At 67.3% G+C, this 20,636-nt stretch carries 10 protein-coding genes and 1 pseudogene; 6 read left to right on the top strand and 5 right to left on the bottom strand.

Annotation, left to right across the window (positions count from 1 at the left end; translation table 11 throughout):
* The first annotated feature begins 1,503 nt into the window (after window positions 1–1,503).
* A complete protein-coding gene (locus E4A48_RS16650; protein WP_039008540.1) occupies window positions 1,504–3,285 on the top strand; it encodes an autotransporter assembly complex protein TamA in 1,782 nt (593 codons plus the stop codon).
* Window positions 3,282–7,127, top strand: coding sequence for a translocation/assembly module TamB domain-containing protein (locus tag E4A48_RS16645; RefSeq protein WP_142742814.1), 3,846 nt, complete (start codon window positions 3,282–3,284; stop codon window positions 7,125–7,127). Before E4A48_RS16650 ends, E4A48_RS16645 begins: the two co-directional genes overlap by 4 nt.
* Window positions 7,128–7,151: 24 nt before the next feature.
* Here the strand turns inward: E4A48_RS16645 and E4A48_RS16640 are convergent.
* The 3 genes and pseudogenes from E4A48_RS16640 to E4A48_RS16630 all read right to left on the bottom strand — a co-directional run.
* A pseudogene (locus tag E4A48_RS16640) lies at window positions 7,152–7,703 on the bottom strand (hypothetical protein); the annotation flags it as partial.
* Between the two features lie 185 nt (window positions 7,704–7,888).
* Window positions 7,889–9,301, bottom strand: a complete 1,413-nt coding sequence (locus E4A48_RS16635; RefSeq protein WP_260607978.1) for an alpha,alpha-trehalose-phosphate synthase (UDP-forming) — start codon at window positions 9,299–9,301, stop codon at window positions 7,889–7,891.
* A 688-nt stretch (window positions 9,302–9,989) separates the two neighbouring features.
* A complete protein-coding gene (locus tag E4A48_RS16630; RefSeq protein WP_039008535.1) occupies window positions 9,990–10,553 on the bottom strand; it encodes a gluconokinase in 564 nt (187 codons plus the stop codon).
* Between the two features lie 150 nt (window positions 10,554–10,703).
* On the opposite strand from E4A48_RS16630, the gene E4A48_RS16625 reads away from it, so the two are divergent.
* Together E4A48_RS16625 and E4A48_RS16620 are read left to right on the top strand one after the other, a co-directional pair.
* Window positions 10,704–12,083 carry an MFS transporter gene (locus tag E4A48_RS16625; RefSeq protein ID WP_039008534.1) on the top strand — a complete coding sequence of 460 codons (1,380 nt, stop codon included), beginning with the start codon at window positions 10,704–10,706 and terminating at the stop codon, window positions 12,081–12,083.
* The gene (locus E4A48_RS16620; protein WP_142742812.1) at window positions 12,080–14,467 is read left to right on the top strand and encodes a GH36-type glycosyl hydrolase domain-containing protein; all 2,388 of its coding nucleotides are present in this window, start codon (window positions 12,080–12,082) and stop codon (window positions 14,465–14,467) included. The genes E4A48_RS16625 and E4A48_RS16620 overlap by 4 nt, the downstream gene beginning before the upstream one ends.
* A 71-nt stretch (window positions 14,468–14,538) precedes the next feature.
* On the opposite strand, the gene E4A48_RS21495 is transcribed toward E4A48_RS16620, so the two are convergent.
* The gene (locus tag E4A48_RS21495) at window positions 14,539–15,219 is read right to left on the bottom strand and encodes a hypothetical protein (protein WP_345776673.1); all 681 of its coding nucleotides are present in this window, start codon (window positions 15,217–15,219) and stop codon (window positions 14,539–14,541) included.
* A 573-nt stretch (window positions 15,220–15,792) separates the two neighbouring features.
* On the opposite strand from E4A48_RS21495, the gene E4A48_RS16610 reads away from it, so the two are divergent.
* Both E4A48_RS16610 and E4A48_RS16605 read left to right on the top strand, forming a co-directional pair.
* Window positions 15,793–16,203 carry a hypothetical protein gene (locus E4A48_RS16610; protein WP_141696312.1) on the top strand — a complete coding sequence of 137 codons (411 nt, stop codon included), beginning with the start codon at window positions 15,793–15,795 and terminating at the stop codon, window positions 16,201–16,203.
* Between the two features lie 30 nt (window positions 16,204–16,233).
* A complete protein-coding gene (locus E4A48_RS16605) occupies window positions 16,234–19,674 on the top strand; it encodes a PAS domain-containing hybrid sensor histidine kinase/response regulator (protein WP_058196035.1) in 3,441 nt (1,146 codons plus the stop codon).
* Window positions 19,675–19,835: 161 nt separating this feature from the next.
* Here E4A48_RS16605 and mntP read toward each other — a convergent pair whose 3' ends face one another.
* Window positions 19,836–20,411, bottom strand: coding sequence for a manganese efflux pump MntP (gene mntP / locus E4A48_RS16595; protein ID WP_039008526.1), 576 nt, complete (start codon window positions 20,409–20,411; stop codon window positions 19,836–19,838).
* Between the last annotated feature and the right edge of the window lie 225 nt (window positions 20,412–20,636).

The raw sequence follows: 20,636 nt of genomic DNA, 5'->3' as shown, positions 1-20,636 counted from the left end.
TCGCCAGCGCGCACGGGCGATGTGCGGCTGGGCCGGGCCGTGAGCAGGGCCGCAGGCAGGGATTCGGCAGGAGCGCTCGGTCCAGGGCCGTCGTCACCGGCTGGCGGCTGCGCCCGCGTAACCGGAGATGGGGGGGCAGACGTGCTTGCTAGAAGGGTATTTAATTTAGTCATTTTCTCAGAACCGGGTCATGCAACCGGACAAGTAACCAGCTCAAATGCTTGGCGAACCTTGATTTTCATCGCGTGGATGTCAAGCGGCGAATGGGGCGCGTCCGGCTACGTAATGGGACGTCATTGACGGGACGTGCGCATCAGGGGGTGTCGCCCATAGGTGCTCATGAGCGCGCGTGTTCTTTTGTCCTTTTGCGCGGCATCGGCGCCGGCGCACTGTGCTGGCGTGTGAAAGGTTGCAGGCCTCGGCGAAAGGCCTGCTTCTGCCGATCCCACCATCGAGCCGCGCTGCGACTGCCTAACGCATCCCCCAGGGAGGTGCTTTTCAATCGATGCGCTTTTGCGCATATCGGCGCGACTGTAGCCGAATCCGGCGGGTGCGCTTGCCGATGCGGCCTAGGTCAGGTGGTGATGATGCGATCAGTGCTGCAGGGCTGGTGCGATACGCCATACCTAGCATGGTGATGCGTCAGTATCGGCCGATCGGCAGGGCAAGCGTTTTCTGCAGGATTCGTTTGCCTTGCATACTGTCCGCCTTGAGTATCTGGGTGCGCTTTCCATCATATCTGCCGCGATCATAAAACTTGATCGGATATGACGGGTATGGAATCTGGTGCGAATAAGTTTCCAGATTGCGAAACAAGGTTAACGCAACGGAATGGCGTTGATGGAGCATGGGCGAAAATTTGCGGCTGTGGACGAAGCTATCGAGATCGGGACGCGCGCCCAGAGTGGTTTCATAAGAAATAATCCGGCATTCACTGCTCGCGCCATACAGCGCATACGTGGCACGCAGCCGATGGTTTCGGACGCGGTGGGCCGGGAGTGTCCGCTACGGTGAATTCGTCCGCGCGCCCAGGCACGCGCCGCACAAGCGGCGTATCCCATTGGCCAGCGCCATGCCGGCGGTCTGGTCAAGGCAGAGCGTCCACCTCGCCGTCGGGCAAGCAGGATGCAGCAGGCCGGCCGCCGCGCGCGCAACGACCAAGTCGCGTGGCACAGCGCGGCGGTGTCGGGATCCGGCGCGGGCAAGCGCGGGCGTGCAGTCTCGGTCACGGTGGACAAGATTGCCCATGCACCGATGCCGAGCGCATCGGCATGGCGGGCGCTGTCCGCTAGGGATGGAGGCGCTACCGCCGCGCTCCTGACCCGGTCTGGCTTCGTTCGCCGCGGGGCGGTAGCGCAGCAGCGCGAACGCCGCTCGGCCATGCGCTGCGTGGGCCAACGACATGCCGGACGGCCCGGGACATGATCAGCAGATGCGGCGCTGGATCGCCGTTGCGGACGCTCAGTTAACAGCTTCACGCCATGTGTCGGTATTCTGGCGCCCATGCGATCGATCCTCCGCCTCTCCCTTCTCGTGTCCTTGCTGTCATTGGTCGGCCTTGCCCAGGCCAGCGGCACCATCGAAAAAGTCCAGATACAAGGCCTGGACAAGGACGACGACGCGGCGATGATCGAGAACATCCAGGTCTCGCTGTCGCTGTACCAGGCCATCGGCAAGGTGCAGGGCGAGTCGCGCCTGGAGTACCTGCTGAGCCAGGCCGAGCGGCAGACCCGGCAGGCGCTGGAGCCGTTTGGCTACTACACCCCGACCATCACCGTCGAAGCGCCGCGCAAGGACGAAACGCTCACCGTGACCGTGCACGTGGACAAGGGCGAGCCGGTGCGGGTGCGTACCTTCCACGTCGGCATCACCGGGCCGGCCGAGGACGATCGCTACCTGGGCGACGATCTGCGCAACTTCCGTCCCAAGACCGGCGAGGTCTTCGACCACACCACCTACGAAACCAGCAAGGTCACCATCACCCGGCGCCTGGCCGAGCGCGGCTACTTCGATGCCGATTTCACCCAGCGCCGGGTCGAGGTGACCCGCGCCGAGCATGCCGCCGACATCGACCTGAGCTGGGACAGCGGCCGCCGCTACAACATGGGCGCGATCCGCTTTCACCAGGACTATTTCAACCAGACGCTGTTCGATCCGCTGGTGTACTGGGACGAAGGCAGCTACTACCACGAAGGCAAGCTCGACCGGCTGCGCGAGTCGCTGGTCAAGCTCGACTATTTCAGCACCGTCGACATCCAGCCCAAGCCCGAAGAGGCCGACGCCGACGGCAACGTGCCGGTCGACGTGAACCTGACCCGCGCCAAGCGCAGCATCTACACCAGCGGCATCAGCTACGGCAGCGAGAGCGGCGCCGGCGTGCGCCTGGGCGTGGACCGGCGCTACGTCAACGCGCGCGGGCACAAGCTCAGCACCCAGCTGGACTACGCGCAGAAGCGCAAGAGCCTGATCACCAGCTACCGGGTGCCGGCGTTCCGCTGGCTCGACGGCTGGTACACCGCCTCGCTGCGCGCCTACGACGAGCAGACCGACTACATCGACCTGCGCAACCTCAAGCTCACCGGCAGCCGCAGCGGCGAGATCAACGAGCACTGGACCGCGATCGCCTCGCTCAATGCGTTGCGTGAGCGCTGGCGCTACGCCACCGACGAGGTGTTCGACGACGCGCTGTACCAGTACTCCACGCTGGTCTATCCGCAGATCGAAGCCGACTACGTGGGCGTGGACGACAAGGTATTCCCGCGCAAGGGCTTCAGCGGCAACCTCAGTCTGCGTGCCGGCGCCAAAGGGCTGGGCTCGGACGCCAGCTTCACCCAGGCGCACATGCGCCTGAGCTGGTTCCAGGGACTGGGCGACAACAGCCGCCTGCTCCTGCGCGGCGAAGCCGGCAGCACCTGGACCAACGCGCTGGTGGCGATGCCGCCGAGTCTGCGGTTCTTCGCCGGCGGCGACAACAGCATCCGCGGCTATGCGTTCCGCGAGGTCGGCCCGCGCACCGCCAAGCCGGACCGCTTCGCGCTCGGCGCCAAGCACGTGCTCACCGGCAGCGCCGAATACGAGCACTACTTCAAGGGCGGGCCGTGGGGCGGTGCGGTCTTCGTCGACAGCGGCAGCGCCTTCGACGATACCCCCGACTGGCATACCGGCGTTGGCTTCGGCGTGCGCTGGCGTTCGCCGGTGGGACCGGTGCGGGTGGACATCGCGCATGGCCTGAACGATCCGGACTCGCAGTTCCAGCTCTATCTCAACATCGGAGCCAACCTGTGAGCGCGACCGGCCCGGCCACGCCCGCGCCCGCGCCGCCGCCGCCGCGGCGCCCGCGCTTCTACCGGCGCAAGCGCTTCTGGTGGGGCTCGGCGCTGACAATGGCCGGACTCGGCCTGCTGGCCCTGCTGGCGCTGTACTGGTTGCTGCAGACCGTGGCCGGGCGCGACGTGCTGCTGGCGCAGATCGTGGCGCGGCTGCCTGCCGGTTCCTCGCTGACCTGGGAGCGCGCCGAAGGCCCGCTGGCCGGCCCGCTGACCCTGTACAACCTGGATTTTCGCTACGACCAGATCCACTTCACCGCCGAGCGCGCCTACCTGGATCCGGACATCCGCCCGCTGCTCGGGCGCAAGCTGCAACTCGACACGCTGCAGCTGCAGAACGCCACGCTCAACCTGGCCAAGAGCGACGAACCGTTCGAACTGCCGAGCTGGCCGCAGTCGCTGCCGCAGATCGAAGTGCCGCTGGCGCTGCAGGCCGATCGCATCCTGATCGATGGACTGCGCATCACCCAGGCGCAGCAGCCGATGATCGCTATCCGCACGCTGCGTGGCGGCATCGAAGTGGCCAACGGCGAATTCCGTTCGAGGCAGTTGGTGGTGACCAGCGACCGCGGCGATTTCCGCGTCGATGGCCACTACGTGCCGGCGCAGGACTACAAGACCGATCTCACCGCCACTGCGGTGTTGCCGGCCGCGCGCGGACGCACCCCGGCGCGGCTGGGCCTGGTCGCGCGCGGCAACCTGGACAAGATGGAAGTGGCGATCGCCGGCAACGCGCCGGCGCCGCTGCGCGCCACGCTGGTGTTCACCGGCCGTACCGATCCCACCTGGCGGTTCGCGGCCAGCAGCAAGGCCCTTGACCCGTCGTTGTTCGTGCCGCCCGGCGATGCCGCGTCCACCGCCAGCGAGCCGATCGCGTTCGATCTGAGCGCGTCGGGCAAGGGCGGCGATGCCAAGCTGCAAGGCCAGCTCGCCCATGGCGAACAGACGCTCACGCTGGACCCGTCCAACGTGCGCCTGGACAATCAGGTGCTGACCGTCGCGCCGCTGCAGTTGCGCGCCTTCGACGGCCAGGCGCGGTTGCGCGGTACGGCCGACTTCCACGATCCGGACAACGCCACGTTCCGCTTCTCGGTCAATGCCAGTGGCCTGAATTTCGCCACCGCCGCGGATCCGTCCACGCCGGCCGCGCCGGCCGTGCCGATCAAACTGGTCGAGGCCAACCTCGGCCTGGCCGGGACGCTGAAACAATGGTCCACCTACGGCGAGGCCACCGTCGCGCGCGGCAAGGACAGCGCGCAGCTGCATCTGGATGTCCGCGGCAACGACCAACGCGCGCAGCTGACGCAGGTGCAGGCGAAGATGCCAACCGGCACGCTCGACCTCGGCGGCGAAGTGGCGTGGGTGCCCGAGCTGAGCTGGGATCTGAACGCCAAGCTGGCCGGCTTCGATCCCGGTTATTTCGCGCCGGGCTGGGACGGCAACCTGTCCGGTCAGTTCGCCTCCAAGGGCAAACAGTTGCCGGCGCATGCCGATGGCAGCGCCGCCGGCTACCAGGCCAGCCTCGATGTGCCGCGCCTGAACGGCAAGCTGCGCAGCCGCCCGCTCGATGCCACAGGCAAATTCGCGCTGCAGGGCGCGCAGGGCGAAGGCAAGCTGCAACTGGCACTGGGCGACAGCCGCGTGCAGGCACAGGGCAAGGTCGGCGACCAGCTCGACATCGATGCGCAACTGCAGCCGCTGCAACTGGCCGACCTGCTGCCCGGCGCCACCGGCAGCCTGCGTGGCAGCGTGCAGGTCAAGGGCCGCCGCGACGCGCCCGACCTCACCGCCGACCTCACCGGCAACGGCCTGAAGTGGGACAGCTACGGCGCCGATAGCGTCAGCTTGCGCGGGCGCCTGCCGTGGCGCGGCAGCGGCGGCGAACTGGCTTTGCGCGGCAGCGCGATCAGCGCCGGCGTGGTGCTGCAGACCTTGCGCGTGGATGCGCGCGGCGCGGTGGAAAACCTGCAGCTCGGCGCCGACACCCACAACGACATGGGCGCGCTCGCCTTCGCCGGCCAATTGCGCCGCGACGGCGCGCGCTGGCAGGGCGGATTGAACACGCTGCGGGTGGCGCCGGCCAAGGGCGAGCCGTGGCAACTGCGGCAACCGGCCACGTTCGCCATCGCCGGCAGCGCCGTTACGCTTTCCGACACCTGCCTCGGCGCGACCGGTGGCGGCGCGCTATGCATGGCCGCGAACTGGCCCAAGCAGGGCCTGACCGTGCGCGGCGACGCGTTGCCACTGTCGCTGCTGCAGCCTTGGCTGCCGCCCAACAGCGGCCGCAAGATGTACCTGCGCGGCGAACTCACCCTCGACGGCAGCTTCAAGCCGGCCGGCAACGCCTGGCAGGGAGCGTTGCGGCTGGCCTCGCGCGAAGGCGGCCTGCGCCTGGGCGACAACGCGCGCGGCGAACTGCTGCGCTACGACCAGTTCAGTTTCGTCACCGATTTCACCGCCCAGCACATCCACTCCAAGCTCGGCGTCGGCTTCCAGGGCGACGGCTTCATCGACGCCACCGTGGACACCGGCTGGGACGCGTACGCGCCGCTCACCGGCGAGATCTACATGAACATGTCGCGGCTGTACTGGATGGAGCTGTTCTCGCCGGACCTGGTGCGGCCCAAGGGCCTGGTCGAAGGCCACGTCAGCCTGCGCCGCACGCGCTCGCAACCGTCGATGGGCGGCGACGCCACGCTCAGCAACTTCACCGGCGAACTGCCGGCGCTGGGCCTGACCCTGAGTGAAGGCAAGGGCCGCTTCGACGCGCAGCCGGATGGCTCGGCGCGCATCGTGGCCGCGGTCAAATCCGGCGAAGGCACGCTCAACGTCGACGGCGGCCTGTCCTGGTACGGCGACACCACGCCGCTGCAATTGAATATCCGCGGCAGCAACGTGCTGGTGTCCAACACCGCCGAACTACGCGCGGTGGCCAACCCCGACCTGCAGTTCGGCATCGCCAACAAGACGATGACATTGAACGGCCAGGTCACCGTGCCATCGGCGGACATCGATCTGGAGCGTCTGGACCGCGGCACCTCGGTGTCCGAGGACGTGGTCGTGCTGGACCCGGCCGACCCGGAACAAGCGCCGAGCTCGCCGCTGCAAATGGACCTGCGCGTGGTGCTCGGCGACCAGGTCAAGATGGCCGGCTTCGGCCTGAAAGGCGCGCTGACCGGCGCCATGCAGGTGCGCTCGCGCCAGGGCCGCGAGATGACCGCCACCGGCGGGCTGGATGTCAGCGGCCAGTACAAGGCCTACGGCCAGGACCTGACCATCACCCGCGGCCAGCTGACCTGGAGCAACAACATCGTCTCCGACCCGCGCATCAACATGCGCGCGCAACGCAAGGTCGGCGACGTCACCGCCGGCATCGACGTCACCGGCCGCGCCACCGCCCCCCGCGCCGACGTGTGGTCGGAGCCGTCGATGTCGCAATCCGAAGCGATGTCGTACCTGGTGCTGGGCCGCAGCCTCAGCAACGCCAGCAGCGACGAAGCCGACCAGGTCACCGCCGCCGCCAGCGCGCTATCGGCCGGCAGTGGCCTTCTCGCCTCGCAACTCGGCGCCAGGCTCGGCTTTGACGACGCCGGCGTCAGCCAATCGCGCACCCTCGGCGGCTCGGTGGTCGGCTTCGGCAAGTATCTGTCGCCGAAACTCTACGTCAGCTACGGGGTGTCGTTGGTTGGCAGCGGTTCTGTCTTGACCTTGAAATACCTGCTCGGCCGCGGTTTCGACGCGGAGGTGGAATCGAGCACGGTGGAGAATCGTGGGTCGCTTAATTGGCGGAAGGAGAAGTAAGTAGTTGTCCCTGAAGAATCCCCGTCAGGAGATGACCGCCGCAACGACTGCGGTGGATTTCGCCATCGGCGCGAGCACGCTGGCTTGGAGCCAAGCACGCAAAAACGCGATCCAACGCATCAGCCAGCGCAGGTTGTAGCCGGCAGCCGCATCGATGGCGTTCAGCGCATCGCCTTGCGCACCCTTGAGGCAGCAGCGGTCCAGCCGGTGCTCCTGCTTCAGATGCCCGATCACCGGTTCCACCGCCTGACGGCGCTTGATCCAGCGCCACTGCCTGCGTGTGAGCGACTTGGCCTTGCCTCGGTGCAGTATCCGTACGCCAGCCACCTCCCGCCCCCGGTCGCCCAGGTCCACGATGGCCACCTGCGGTCTTGCGGCCACGTCCTGCATCAGCGCGCTCGCCTGCTCGAGCTGCCCGGACAGCGTGTCGCCGTCGTAGGGATGACCCGGGAGGCGACGTGCGCCCACGATCAAGCCTTTCTTCGCCGTCACCGCAATGCCGACCTTCACTCCGAACTCATACGGCCTGCGTGCCTTGCCCTTGCCGATGCACTCCACTTCCGGCGCCTTCATCGCCTTGGCCGCGTTGATCGTCTGCGCCAGCAGTTTCTCCACCCCGGCCTCGCCCAGGCGCTGGCGGCAGCGCCTGGGCGAGGCATTGTCAAAGCGGCGCACCGGCTCGATCAGGGATAATCAGGAGGGAGTCGTGTTGCACTTGGAACTTGAGGCGACCAAGCCTCCCCCCGCTCTCGAAGGCGGCGTCAGGACGTGCGGCGGCGTTTGGACTGGGGAGCCGGCACGGGGTGATCGCCGGCCGATCCGGTGGAGGCTGACGGATCGGCGCACAAGGGGGCCAGGCAATCTGAGCGCCATTTGCCGAGATCCTCGGTTTGGACATTTTCAAGGAGTGGCCCATGTCTTTTCCGACGCTCTCCCAGGCGCATACCTAGCGCTGTCTCATAGGCTCCCGTGATGGCTGCACGGTCCTCTGGTGGAATCTGAAGTGCCTCTTTGAGCTGATAGGCTGATCCCGCGCCTTCGGATAGCACCAATACTCCGGGATTTTTGGGATCCTGCGCGGCAACGTACTCCTTGGACACCAAATTCATGCCGTCCGCTTTGGACGTAATGACGCCGACACGACTCATTCGATAGATCTCCGGCAAGGCGTTGCGGTTGACCGAATGGTCGATGTACATGATCGGCGACCACGACTTTGTCCCGTACCTTCGATTGATATTGTCCACGAGGGTTCGGGTGTCACGGGCCAACTTTGCATAGGCCGGCACATTCTGCCGTGACGGTGCAGCAATCTGCACGAATGTCACCTTGTTCCTCAAATCGGAACGTTTTTCCAGCATATCGCCAAGCGCGGCTAAGCGATCCGGTATTCCCTTGGAGTAATCCAGCCGCTCTACCCCGATCATCAACGTGCGGCCTTGCTTCCTTTCCTTCTTGAGATGATTGACAAGTTCCGCCGAGTCCTCGCCGGCTTGGAGGGCTTCCAGGCTTGGTATATCTATGCCAATGGGGAAATGCCGAACATTGGTCTTCTGACCAAAGGCTTCGATGCTTCGATCATCGATATTCTTTCCGACCTTCTCGTTCGCAACATAATCGCGAAAATTCTGCACATCCCTGGGGATCTGCATGCCCACTAGGTCGTAGGCAAAGAATGCCTTCATCAACTCCTTATGCTGTGGGATTTCCTTGAATACATCCGGCGTCGGAAACGGCGTATGGTTGAAGAATCCAATGCGCTGCTTGCAGCCCAGTTTCCGCAACTCCTCCGCCAAGGGGATAAGGTGGTAATCATGGATCCAGAGGACGTCATCCTGCTTCAGCATGGGGGCCAGCTTCGATGCGAACATCTTGTTGACCTGTCGGTAGCTGCCATAAAATTCCGGACTGAAATCGGCCCATTGCGCACTGTTATGCATGACCGGCCACAATGCGGAATTGCAGAATCCAGAATAATAGTTGTCGAACTGCTTGCGTGTCAGGTCGATGCCAGCGAGTTTTGATTTTCCAAAAGACTCGGTTTTAACCTCCTGGGTGCCGAGCCGTCCGCCGACTTTGCCGCTCCAGCCCAGCCATAGGTCTTCGTTGTCGCGCATCGTTTCCTCCAAGGCAACGGCGACACCGCCGGCAGCAGGCTTCTTGGGGTCGATCATGCGATTTGATACAACAACCAGACGGCCTTGCATATCGGGTTTTGACGTTTGCCGGGGCGCCTTCCCAATTGCGGGTCTGGGCCTTGAAGACAGCCCTTCGAATTGTTGAAACTTAGGTTGGGAGGAGCCTGCGGACTCTGGGGTTTCTGCCTTGGTCTGCTCAGTGTAGTGCTGCGTTGATGGAGTGTTTTGTAATACTGCCGATGAGCGCATGTTGCATTTTCCTTTCTGAATTGGTAATGAGTTCACTAATAACCCATTTCAAAATATAATCTTTGGGCAATTAAGATTTTCCTGGACAGGACGCTGGCGAGTGGTCTCGCCAGTATGTTTTGCTGCTGGCCAAGTTGCGTGCCCTCGATCGCATAGATTTTTATCGGGCCATCATCGACTCTTCATCAATTTATTCGGTAAAGTTTTCTATTATCTTCGATTCATGGTCAGTGCCACATGACTGCACCGAAGAAATGCGCAAAAAACCGAAGTTGCTCGCCCGGCCGATGGGCATATGGTCTACGATCAGGTTCGCGCGATCAGAGGCGGACTGAAGCAGTACCGGAAAGCGAGCCCGTAGCCTCATCGCCGAACACTAATGGCCGAGCTGGAGCACAATCCCCTATGGGGGCAGCTTGAGCGGTAACGGACGGCGCGACTCGATCGCGATCGCCCAAATGCCGCGAAAGACGCGTCAAACAGCGCCGACGCGCGCACCGCCAGGCGTGGCATCCAGCTGCGCGATGGCATCCGCCACCATTGCATCGAACGGCGCATCCACGTCCACCGAGCGTACGTCCGGCTCGTCCAGCGGCAGTTCCATGGTGTCGATCTGGCTCTGCAGCAGGCCGGGCGGCATGAAGTGGCAGCTGCGCCGCGACAGGCGTTCGGCGATCACATGTGCGGCGCCATGCAGGAACACGAAACACATCGGCACGCCGCTGTCGCGCAGCTGCTGCCGGTGCGCGCGGCGCAGCCCGGAGAAGGCCAACACCACGCTGCGCCCAGCGTCGATCGACTGGCGCAGGCGCAGTGCCAGCGCCGCTACCCAGGGCACGCGTTGCGCATCGGTGAGCGGCACGCCACGCGCCATCTGCGCCTTGGCCTCAGCGCTGTGAATGTCGTCCGCATCCAGGAACGCGAGGCCGTAGTGCGCGGCCAGGGCCTGCGCGACGCTGGTCTTGCCGCTGCCGGAAATGCCCATCACGACGATGGCTTCGCTGCGCTGCGGCAAGGAATTATGGGATGTCGCGTCCATCACGAGCGGTTATACCTTGCTGGGGCTTTGGCATGATGCACGCGCCGACGTTGGCGATGCGCGCAGTGTGGTGTAGCGTCGGCACGCCACGATCAGCGCAACCTGCCTGGCGCCGTTCCATCATCGCATGACCACCCGACAGGATCGCCGATGCCCACACCGCCGCAACGTGCCGATGCACCGCTGCGCTGGACCGAGAAGGTCGGCTATGGCATCGGCGACATGGGTTTCAATTTCTACTGGGCCAACATCTCCGCGTTCCTGCTGATTTTCTACACCGACACCATGGGCCTACCGGCGGCGGCGGTGGGCACGATGATCCTGCTGACCAAGGTGGTCGATGCGGTCACCGATCCGCTGATGGGGGCGATCGCCGACCGCACCCGCTCGCGCTGGGGCAAGTTCCGGCCGTATCTGTTGTTCGCGGCGCTGCCGATGGCCGCCAGCGGCGTGCTGGCCTACACCACGCCGGATCTGGGCCAGGGCGGGCGGCTGGTCTGGGCTTACGTCACCTTCGGTTTGATGATGCTGATGTACACGGTGGTCAGCATCCCGTACTCCGCGCTGTCGGGGGTGATCACCGCCGACAGCCAGCAGCGCACCACGCTGATCAGCTTCCGCTTCATCGCCGCCTTCGCCGGCACCACGCTGGTCAACTACGCCACGCTGGACATGGTGCGCTGGTTCGGCAACGGCGACGATGCGCAGGGCTGGCAACGGACCATGCTGGCCTACGGCATCGCCGCGGCGGCGCTGTTCGCGATCGTGTTCGCCACCACGCGCGAGCGCGTGCAGCCGCTGCCGCAACCGCCCACGCCGGTGCTGCAGGACATCGCCGACCTGCTGCGCAATCCGCCGTGGCGGGTGCTGTTCGCGCTGGCGCTGATCATCATGATCACCATCGTCATGCGTGCCGGTGCCGGCGTGTACTACTTCAAGTACTACATTGGTCGCCCGGAGCTGACCGGCTGGTTCCTGGGCAGCTATTCGGTGGCGCTGGCAGTGGGCGCGGCGGCCACGCCGCTGCTGACCCGGCTGTGCGACAAGCGCCGGCTGATGATGTGGCTGATGGCGGTGGTGGGCGGGCTCAGCTGCGCGATGTTCTTCATCCCGCGCGAGGCGATCTGGGCGCTGTTCGCGATCAACCTGCTGATCGGCCTGGCGCTGGGGCCGAAGTCGCCGCTGGCGTTCTCGATGTATGCCGACACGGCCGACTACACCGAATGGAAGACCGGGCGCCGCGCCACCGCGATGACGTTCTCGGCGGCGACGTTCTCGCAGAAGCTCGGTGGCGCGCTGGCTTCGGCCTGCATCGCGTGGATGCTGGCCGGCATGGGCTATGTGGCCAACCAGGCGCAGAGCGATGCGTCGCAGTTGGGGATCGTGCTGCTGCTGACGGTGATCCCGGGCGCGATCGCGCTGCTGGCGGCGTGGACGATGCGCTTCTATCCGCTCGACGATGCGGCGCTATTGCGTATCCAGCAGGAACTGGCCGCGCGCAAGCGCGCCGCGGAGGAGGCGAGCGCATGAGCGTCGAACCCGAGACGCGCGATTTGCTGGCGCCCAGCGCCGACGGCGAGCGCTACGAGCTGCATAGCGCGACGGCCCTGCCCAATGCCGGCGGCTTCCTGTGGAACCGGCGGATGATGATCCAGGCCACCTGCCGCGGTTACGCCACCGCGCAGTTCATGCAGCCGGAGCCGGCCAAGTACGCGCATGCGCCGAACCTGGAGGCCAGGACCTTCATGCAGCCGGAGCAGCCGTACTACGCGCATCATCCGGGGCGCTTCTTCTATCTCAAGGACGAGGACAGCGGCGCTGTGTACTCGGTGCCATACGAGCCGGTGCGGGCGACGCCGCAGGCGTTCCGCTTCTCGGTTGGCAAGCGCGACATCGTCTGGTGCGTGCGTTACGCCGAGATCGAGGTGGAGGTACGCCTGCAGTTGCCGGTCGAGGACACGGTCGAGCTGTGGCAGTGCCAGGTGCGCAATCTGGACGGGCGCGCGCGGCGCATCGCGCTGTATGCGTATTTCCCGGTCGGCTACATGTCGTGGATGTACCAGAGCGGCGAGTACCGCGCCGACCTGGGCGGCATCGTGTGCCGCAGCGTCACCCCGTACCAGAAGGTCGAAGACTATTTCCGCAACCGCGACTTCAAGGACTGCACCTTCCTGCTGCACGAGCAGCTGCCCGATGCCTGGGATACGCGGCAATCGGCGTTCGAGGGCGAGGGCGGCCTGCACGCGCCGAGCGCGGTGCTGCAGCCGCGGCTGGGCGGCAGCGATGCGCGCTACGAGACGCCGACCGCGGCCCTGCAGTACTGCCTGACGCTGCAGCCGCAGCAGGAGCACATGTTGCGCTTCCTGTTCGGTCCGGCACGCGACGCTGCGGAGATCGCGGCGCTGCGGCAGCGCTATCTATCTGCGCCCGGCTTCGCCGAGGCGGCGGCCGCGTACCGCGATTATCTGGCCGAGGCGGCAGGCTGCCTGCACATCGCCACGCCCGATCCGTGCCTGGACAACCTGGTCAACCATTGGCTGCCGCGGCAGGTGTTCTACCACGGCGACGTCAACCGCCTGACCACCGATCCGCAGACCCGCAATTTCCTGCAGGACCACATGGGCATGAGCTTCCTGCGCCCGCAGACGGCGCGCGCTGCATTGCTGCATGCGCTGTCGCAGCAGGACGCCAGCGGTGCGATGCCGGACGGCATCCTGCTGATCGAAGGCGCGGAGTTGAAATACATCAACCAGGTGCCGCATACCGACCATTGCGTGTGGTTGCCGGTGTTTCTGTCGGCGTATCTGGACGAGACCGGCGATGCGGCGTTGCTCGACGAGAGCGTGGTCGGCGCCGACGGGCGCGACGCCAGTGTCGCCGCGCGGCTGGATGCGGCGATGCGCTGGCTGCTCGGCGCACGCGACGCGCGCGGGTTGAGCTATATCGCGCAGGGCGACTGGTGCGACCCGATGAACATGGTCGGTTATCGCGGCCGCGGTGTATCCGGTTGGTTGTCGGTGGCCACCGCCTACGCGCTGCAGCTGTGGGCGACGCTTTGCGAACGCCATGGCCGCCACGCGCAGGCGGCGGCGTGCCGCGCCGGTGCGGCCGAGGTCAACGCCGCGGTCAATCGCGAGTTGTGGGACGGCGACTGGTACGCGCGCGGCATCACCGACGACGGCGTGCGTTTCGGCATCAAGGACGATGCGCAAGGCCGCATCTACCTCAATCCGCAGAGCTGGGCGTTGCTCGCCGGCACCGCCGATGCGGATCGGCGCGCGCGCCTGTTGCAGGCGGTCGATGCGCAGCTGGACACGCCGTACGGGCCGACGATGCTGGCGCCGCCGTATACCGCGATGCGCGAAGATGTGGGCCGGCTGACCCAGAAGCATCCGGGTTCGGCAGAGAACGGTTCGGTCTACAACCACGCCGCCGCGTTCTATCTGCATGCGTTGTACGCGATCGGCGACGCCGACCGCGCCTGGCGCGTGCTGCGCGCGATGATCCCGGGGCCGGACCTGGCCGACTACCTGCAGCGCGGCCAGCTGCCGGTGTTCGTGCCGAACTATTACCGCGGCGCCTGGCGCGAGTTGCCGCGTACCGCCGGCCGTTCCAGCCAGCTGTTCAATACCGGCACCGCGGCGTGGCTGTACCGTTGTTTGATCGAGGGCCTGTTCGGGCTGAAGGGCGAGGGCGAGGCGCTGTGCGTGCGCCCGCAGCTGCCGTCGCACTGGAGGCAGGCGACGGTGCAGCGCCGGTTTCGCGGCGCGGTGTTCGAGGTGCGCATGCAGCGCGCTGCGGGCTGTGTTGCGCAGCAGGTCAGGGTGGACGGGCAGGCGCTGGACGTGGCGCGGATCGCGGATATCGAGAGCGGCCGCCGTTATCGGGTCGAGGTGATGTTGCCGGAGGCGTGACGGGGCGTTCGGAACTCCCAATCCGGATGGTTGCGCTCGCGGTGAGCGACCGCCTGCCAGCTTGCGTGCGATCAGGGTCTTGCCGGTGCCGGGCGGGCCGTGCAGCAGCATGCCCTTCGGTGCCGGCGTGCGCCCGCACACGAACAGGTCACCAGTTTCAGGATCTGCTCCAGGGTGCTGTCGGGCAGCGCCACGTCGGCCCAGTGCCGGTGAATCGCGTCCATGCTCTGCAGCCGCTGCAGCAGCATGCGCTGCTGGCTGCGCGCTTCCATCCAGGCGTCCACGTGCCGGTGCAGCTCGGCGATCGGTTGCGACTCGGCCGCCGCGTTGGTTGCCACTGCCAGCGCCAGGGCGTGCAGTTGCGCCTGCGCGTGGGCGTCCGGTTCGGCGGCGATCGGGATCAGCGCTGCGGCATGGGTCGCGTCGGGCAGCACCAGCAGCGCCTGCACCTGCGGTTCCGGTTCGGCGCCGTCGTGCAGCGCCAGCATGCGCGCACTGAACAACTCGCCATGCGCCGCGGCGAGCTGCCAGCGGCCCTGCAGCTCGCGCAGCGGCCATGGCGCGCGGGTGACGCGGTACGGAAAGGCGGCGTCGTGGCGGCTGTCGCTGGCGAATTGCAGCAACGCCAGCAGCCGTTGCGCGAAGCCGCGCAGCAGCGCGGGCTGCAGCAGGTGCAGCGTGTCGCGCTGCACGCCGAACTGCCGCCACCCGTCCAGATAATCGCGCGCCTCGCCGAACCGGTGCGCGCTCATCCACGGCAGTGCCAGCAGCAGGAAGGCGAGCAGCGCCAGCCGCCAGCCGCCAGCGCCAGTCCGGCAGCAACGGGCGCAGCAACAGCGCCGGCCACCACGCGCGGCGGCGTTCGCGGCGCAGCACCGCGCGCGCGGCCTGCGCGGCCTGGGCGACGAAGTTGCGGTGGATCGTGGCCACGGCTTGTTCTACTGCCGGCAGGTGCCGCTCCACCTCGGCCTCGGCGGCGGCCTGCCGCGCCTGCGTCTGCTGCAACTGCGTCTGCGGCCGCAGCCGTTGCTGCTGCAGATAGCTCGCCCGCGACTCGGCTGGGACGGAAGACATCAACGTGGGCGGGCGGAGACGTTCAGTGCGCGAATCTTAGCGTGTCGCCTGCCATGCGCTGCGCCGCTTGCGCCACGTTGCGGACGAACCGGGCGCTGACGCGGGCTGCGTGCGGCTGGCGCGGCGAACGCGCGCGTCCATTGCGACGGGTCGCTGCCGTCGCGCAGCACCGTGCCTTGCGCGGGCCTGCAGCGGATAAGGGATCCAGCGTTAGAGCGGCGCAATCGGCCCGTCCAGCGATGCGCCACGCCATGCGCTCCAGCGCCGCGCCCGTATCCAACGGCAGAACGGAGGTGGCGCATATCGCCGCAGCCGGCATCCCGCTCGCGGGGGGCGCTGCCTGCCGGCCCGTGCATGACGATCCGCTGCGCCTCCACGCCGCACTCTTGCGATCGGTCTGCCGGCAATGCCTTGTCGCGCGTGTGCGGTTGGTGGCGCGAATGCCGCTGGCCGATCGGGTCGATCGGTGCATTGCGGCGCTGCTGCCACTGGCGCTGCTGTGCGTGGGCCTGCACCAGCCAGCGACGCTCCTGCTGGTGTGGGCACGGCCGGGCGCGCGCATGGACCCGGCCGCACCGTGGCGGGTGCCGACGAAGACGCGGGCGATGCGGGCCTGCTTTGGCCTGGTGCGGCGCGGCGCCTTGCTGTGGGCGGCGCGTTAGACTGCAGCGAACGCACCGGGGACGTCGCTCTTGGTTTCCAGCTGGATCCTGCTGTTGGTGTCGGTCGGCTACGCGGCGCTGCTGTTCGCGGTGGCGTGGTGGGGCGATCGGCGGCCGCTGTATCCGCAGCGGCCGTGGCTGCGCCCGGCGGTGTACAGCCTGGCGCTGGCGGTGTACTGCTCGTCGTGGACGTTCTACGGCGCGGTCGGCAGCGCGGTGCGCAATGGCGCCGGCTACCTGCCGATCTACCTGGGGCCGTTGCTGCTGCTGCTGTTCGGCTGGCGCATCATCGAGCGGCTGGCGCTGATCGCGCGCAGCGAGAACACGGTGTCCATCGCCGATTTCATCTCCTCGCGCTACGGCCGTTCGCGGCGCCTGGCGGCACTGGTGGCGGTGATCGCGCTGGTCGGCGTGGTGCCGTACCTGGCGCTGCAGTACAAGGCGGTGGCGATGAGCCTGCAGGTGCTCAGCGGCCAGTCCAGCGCCGGGGCGCCGTTCTACGCCGATCCGGCGCTGTACGTGGCGCTGCTGATGGCGCTGTTCGCGACCCTGTTCGGCACCCGCCAGGTGGATGCCACCGAACACCACCACGGCATGATGCTGGCGATCGCGCTGGAATCGGTGGTCAAGCTGCTGGCGGTGGTCGCGGTCGGCGTGTTCGCCTACCTGTGGCTGAGCGGGCGCGACGGCCAGGTGCTGCAGTCGGCGCGCACCCTGTTCCAGAACACGCCGCCAGTCGGTTTCATCTCGCAGACCCTGCTCAGCTTCCTGGCCATCGTGTGCCTGCCGCGGCAGTTCCACGTGGCGGTGGTGGAGTGCAGCGACATCGGCGACATCCGCAAGGCGCGCTGGCTGTTCGGGCTGTATCTGGTGGTGATCTCGGCGATGGTGGTGCCGATCGCCGCGGCCGGCATTGCGCTGTTCGGCCAGTCCGGCGAGGTGGCCCACGACAGCATCGTGCTGGCGCTGCCGCTGGCCGAGGGCCGCACCGCGCTGGCACTGGTCGCCTACGTGGGCGGGTTCTCCGCCGCCACCGGCATGGTCATCGTTTCCAGCATCGCGCTGGCGACGATGATCAGCAACGATCTGGTGATGCCGGTGTTGTTGCGCCGGCGCGGGCACCAGGCGGCCGGCGCCGACGTCGCCTCGCGGGTGTTGTGGATCCGCCGCCTGGCGATCCTGCTGCTGGCGCTGATCGCCTACGGCTACTACCGCAGCAGCAGCGACGACAGCTCGCTGGCCTCCTACGGGCTGATGGCCTTCGCCGCTGTGGCGCAGTTCGCGCCGGGCGTGATCGGCGGGCTGTACTGGCGCGGCGCCAGCCGCAAGGGCGTGGAGACCGGCATGGCGCTGGGCTTCGGCACCTGGATCTACACCTTGCTGCTGCCGGCGCTGACCCAGGCCGGCTGGCTGGCGCCGGGATGGCTGCACGACGGGCCATTCGGCGTCTCCTGGCTGCAACCGCAGCAGCTGTTCGGGATGAGCGGTTGGGACCCGATGGCGCACGGCACGTTCTGGTCGCTGCTGGTCAATGTCGGCACGATGATGCTGGTGTCGGCGCGCTGGCGTCCGGGCCTGGACGAGCGGCTGCGCGCCGCGCCGTTCCTGGAGCCGTATTCGCAGCGGCCGGCGGTGGCCGGCGACTGGCTCGGGCACGTGCACGTGATCGACCTGCAGGCCCTGGCCGAACGCATGGTCGGCGAACGCCACGCGCGCCGCGCCTTCGCCGAACAGGCGCAACTGCTCGGCCGCGAGCCGCAGCGCAGCGCGGTGGCGGACCGGGTCTGGGTGCAGTTCACCGAACGCCTGCTCGCCGCCTCGATCGGCGCGGCCTCGGCGCGGTTGGTGCTGACCAGCCTGCTGCGCGGCTCGGGCATGGACCTGGGCGAAGTGGTGGCGGTGCTCGACGAGGCCGGGCAGGAGCTGCGCTTCAACCGCGAAATCCTGTCCACCACGCTGGAGAACATCAGCGCCGGGGTCAGCGTGGTCGACCCGGCGATGCGTCTGACCGCGTGGAACCGGCGCTACCAGCAGATGTTCGGCTATCCCGACGGCATGCTCTACGTCGGCCGCCCGGTCGCCGACCTGATCCGCTACAACGCCGAGCGCGGCGAACTGGGCGAGGGCCGGACCGAGGACCAGATAAGCCGCCGCATCGCGCATCTGCGCGCCGGCACCTCGCATGTGTTCGAGCGCACCCGCAGCGACGGCAAGGTGATCGAGATGCGTGGCCAGCCGCTGCCCGGCGGCGGCTACGTGACCAGCTACAACGACATCACCGACTACAAGCGCGCCGAGCAGGCGCTGCTGGAAGCCAACGAGACGCTGGAGCAACGCGTGGCCGAGCGCTCGCGCGAGGCCGAACTGGCGCAACAGTCCAAGACCCGCTTCCTGGCCGCGATCAGCCACGACGTGCTGCAGCCGCTCAACGCGGCGCGGCTGTTCGCCTCCGCGTTGCGCGAAGCGCACCAGAACGAGGAGCAGCGGCACCTGGCCGAGCGCGTGGACGCCTCGCTGCGCGCGGCCGAGGAGCTGCTCGACGGCCTGCTCGACGTGTCGCGGCTGGACGCCGGCGGAATGCTCCCGACCATCGAGGACTTCGATGCCAGCGTGCTGCTGCGCGAACTGGCCGCACAGTACACCCCGGTCGCCGCCGGCCGCGGCCTGCGCATGCACGTGTACGCGCGGCCGATCTGGGTGCGCAGCGACCGCCGCCTGCTGCGCCGCGTGCTGCAGAACTTCCTCGCCAATGCGCTGCGCTACACCCGCCAGGGCCGCATCGTGCTGGGCATGCGCGGCCGTAGAGCGGCGCTGGAGCTGCAGGTGTGGGACACCGGCCCGGGCATCCCCAAGCATCACATGCAGCAGATCTTCGAGGAGTTCCAGCGCTACCAGCAGCCATTCGACTGGGGCGAGCAGGGGCTGGGCCTGGGCCTGTCGATCTGCCAGCGCATCTCGCGCCTGCTTGGCCACGACCTGGATGCGCGCAGCGCGGTCGGCCACGGCAGCATGTTCGCCATCGCCGTGCCGCGGGTGGCGCCGGTGCCGCAGAAGCAGCAGCGCCAGCAGCGCAGCGTCGCCGCCAGCGACTCGCTGGCCGGGTTACGCGTGCTGTGCGTGGACAACGACCAGGAAATCCTCGACGGCATGCGCGCGCTGCTGGGGCGCTGGCAGGTGGAGGTGATCTGCGCCAGCACCGTGGACGAAGCGCTGCCGCTGGCGGCGCGCGCGCCCAATGTGATGCTGGTCGACTACCACCTGCACGACCGCCTGGACGGACTGGATACGCTGGACGCGCTGCGCGAGGCGATGGTCGGCCCGGTCGCCGGCGCGCTGCTCACCGCCGATGGGCGCGACGAACTGAAACTGCTGGCGCGCGAACGCGGTTACCGGCTGCTGACCAAGCCGGTCAAGCCAGCCTCGCTGCGCGCCTTCCTCACCGCGTACCACGATCCGATCAAGGGCGATTAGCGCGCTGCGGGCCACTGCGCAGACAGTGGCGTATCGGCAATGTACCTGCACGCCGCGCTGCCGGCGCGCAGCGGCGACAAGTGCCTCTTCTCCACCTACCTGGAATTCACCGCCAAGCCACCGCCGCGGGGCCGAGCCGGCAGCGGCGCAGCGTGTGCGGATCAGCCCGCGCCGTGCAGGTGCTCGTACAAAATGGTGCTGCCGATCGCGATCAGCAGCGCGCCGCCGACGATCTCCGCGCGCTTGCCGGCCAGGGTGCCGAGCACGCGGCCGAGCATGATGCCCAGGGTCACCATGGTCAGCGTGCACAGGCCGATGACCAGCGCGACCTCGGCGATGTTCACATTGAGGAAGGCCAGGCCGACGCCGACCGCCATCGCATCGATGCTGGTGGCCAGGCCGGTCGCGGCCAGGTTCCAGAAGCCGTGGCGCTTGGGCGCCGCTGCGGCGTCCTCCGGTGCTTCTGGCTTGAGCCCGGCGACGATCATGTGCACGCCGAGCGTGCCGAGCAGGCCGAACGCGATCCAGTGGTCGAACGCGACCACGTACCTGGCCGCGACCTGGCCCAGCAGCCAGCCCAGCACGGGGGTCAGCGCCTCGATGCAACCGAAGATCAGGCCGGCGCGCAACGCGTCGTGCCATAGCGGCTTGCGCATGGCCGCGCCCTTGCCGACCGCCGCGGCGAAGGCATCGGTGGACATGGCGATACCGAGCAACAGAATCGAAAGAAACGACATGTGGGGAGGGCCGCGCCGGGGCAGGAGACGAACGACGAGCGCGCGTGCCCGGCTTTCGCCACGCAAGCTCGCCGCTGGTCTCGCCAACCGAGATGGCTGCCCGCACCACGGCGCAACGGCCGAGTGTGTTGATGCGGGCGCTGTCCGGACATGCCGGACAGCAGGCTACTCCCCAAGGGACGCGCAGTCTAACAGCGGCGAATGCCGGCGAATACGCCTCGAACG

The sequence above is a fragment of the Xanthomonas translucens pv. cerealis genome (assembly GCF_006838285.1).
In the GTDB taxonomy this organism is placed as follows: domain Bacteria; phylum Pseudomonadota; class Gammaproteobacteria; order Xanthomonadales; family Xanthomonadaceae; genus Xanthomonas_A; species Xanthomonas_A cerealis.
This window is presented reverse-complemented; position numbering and strand designations above follow the sequence as displayed.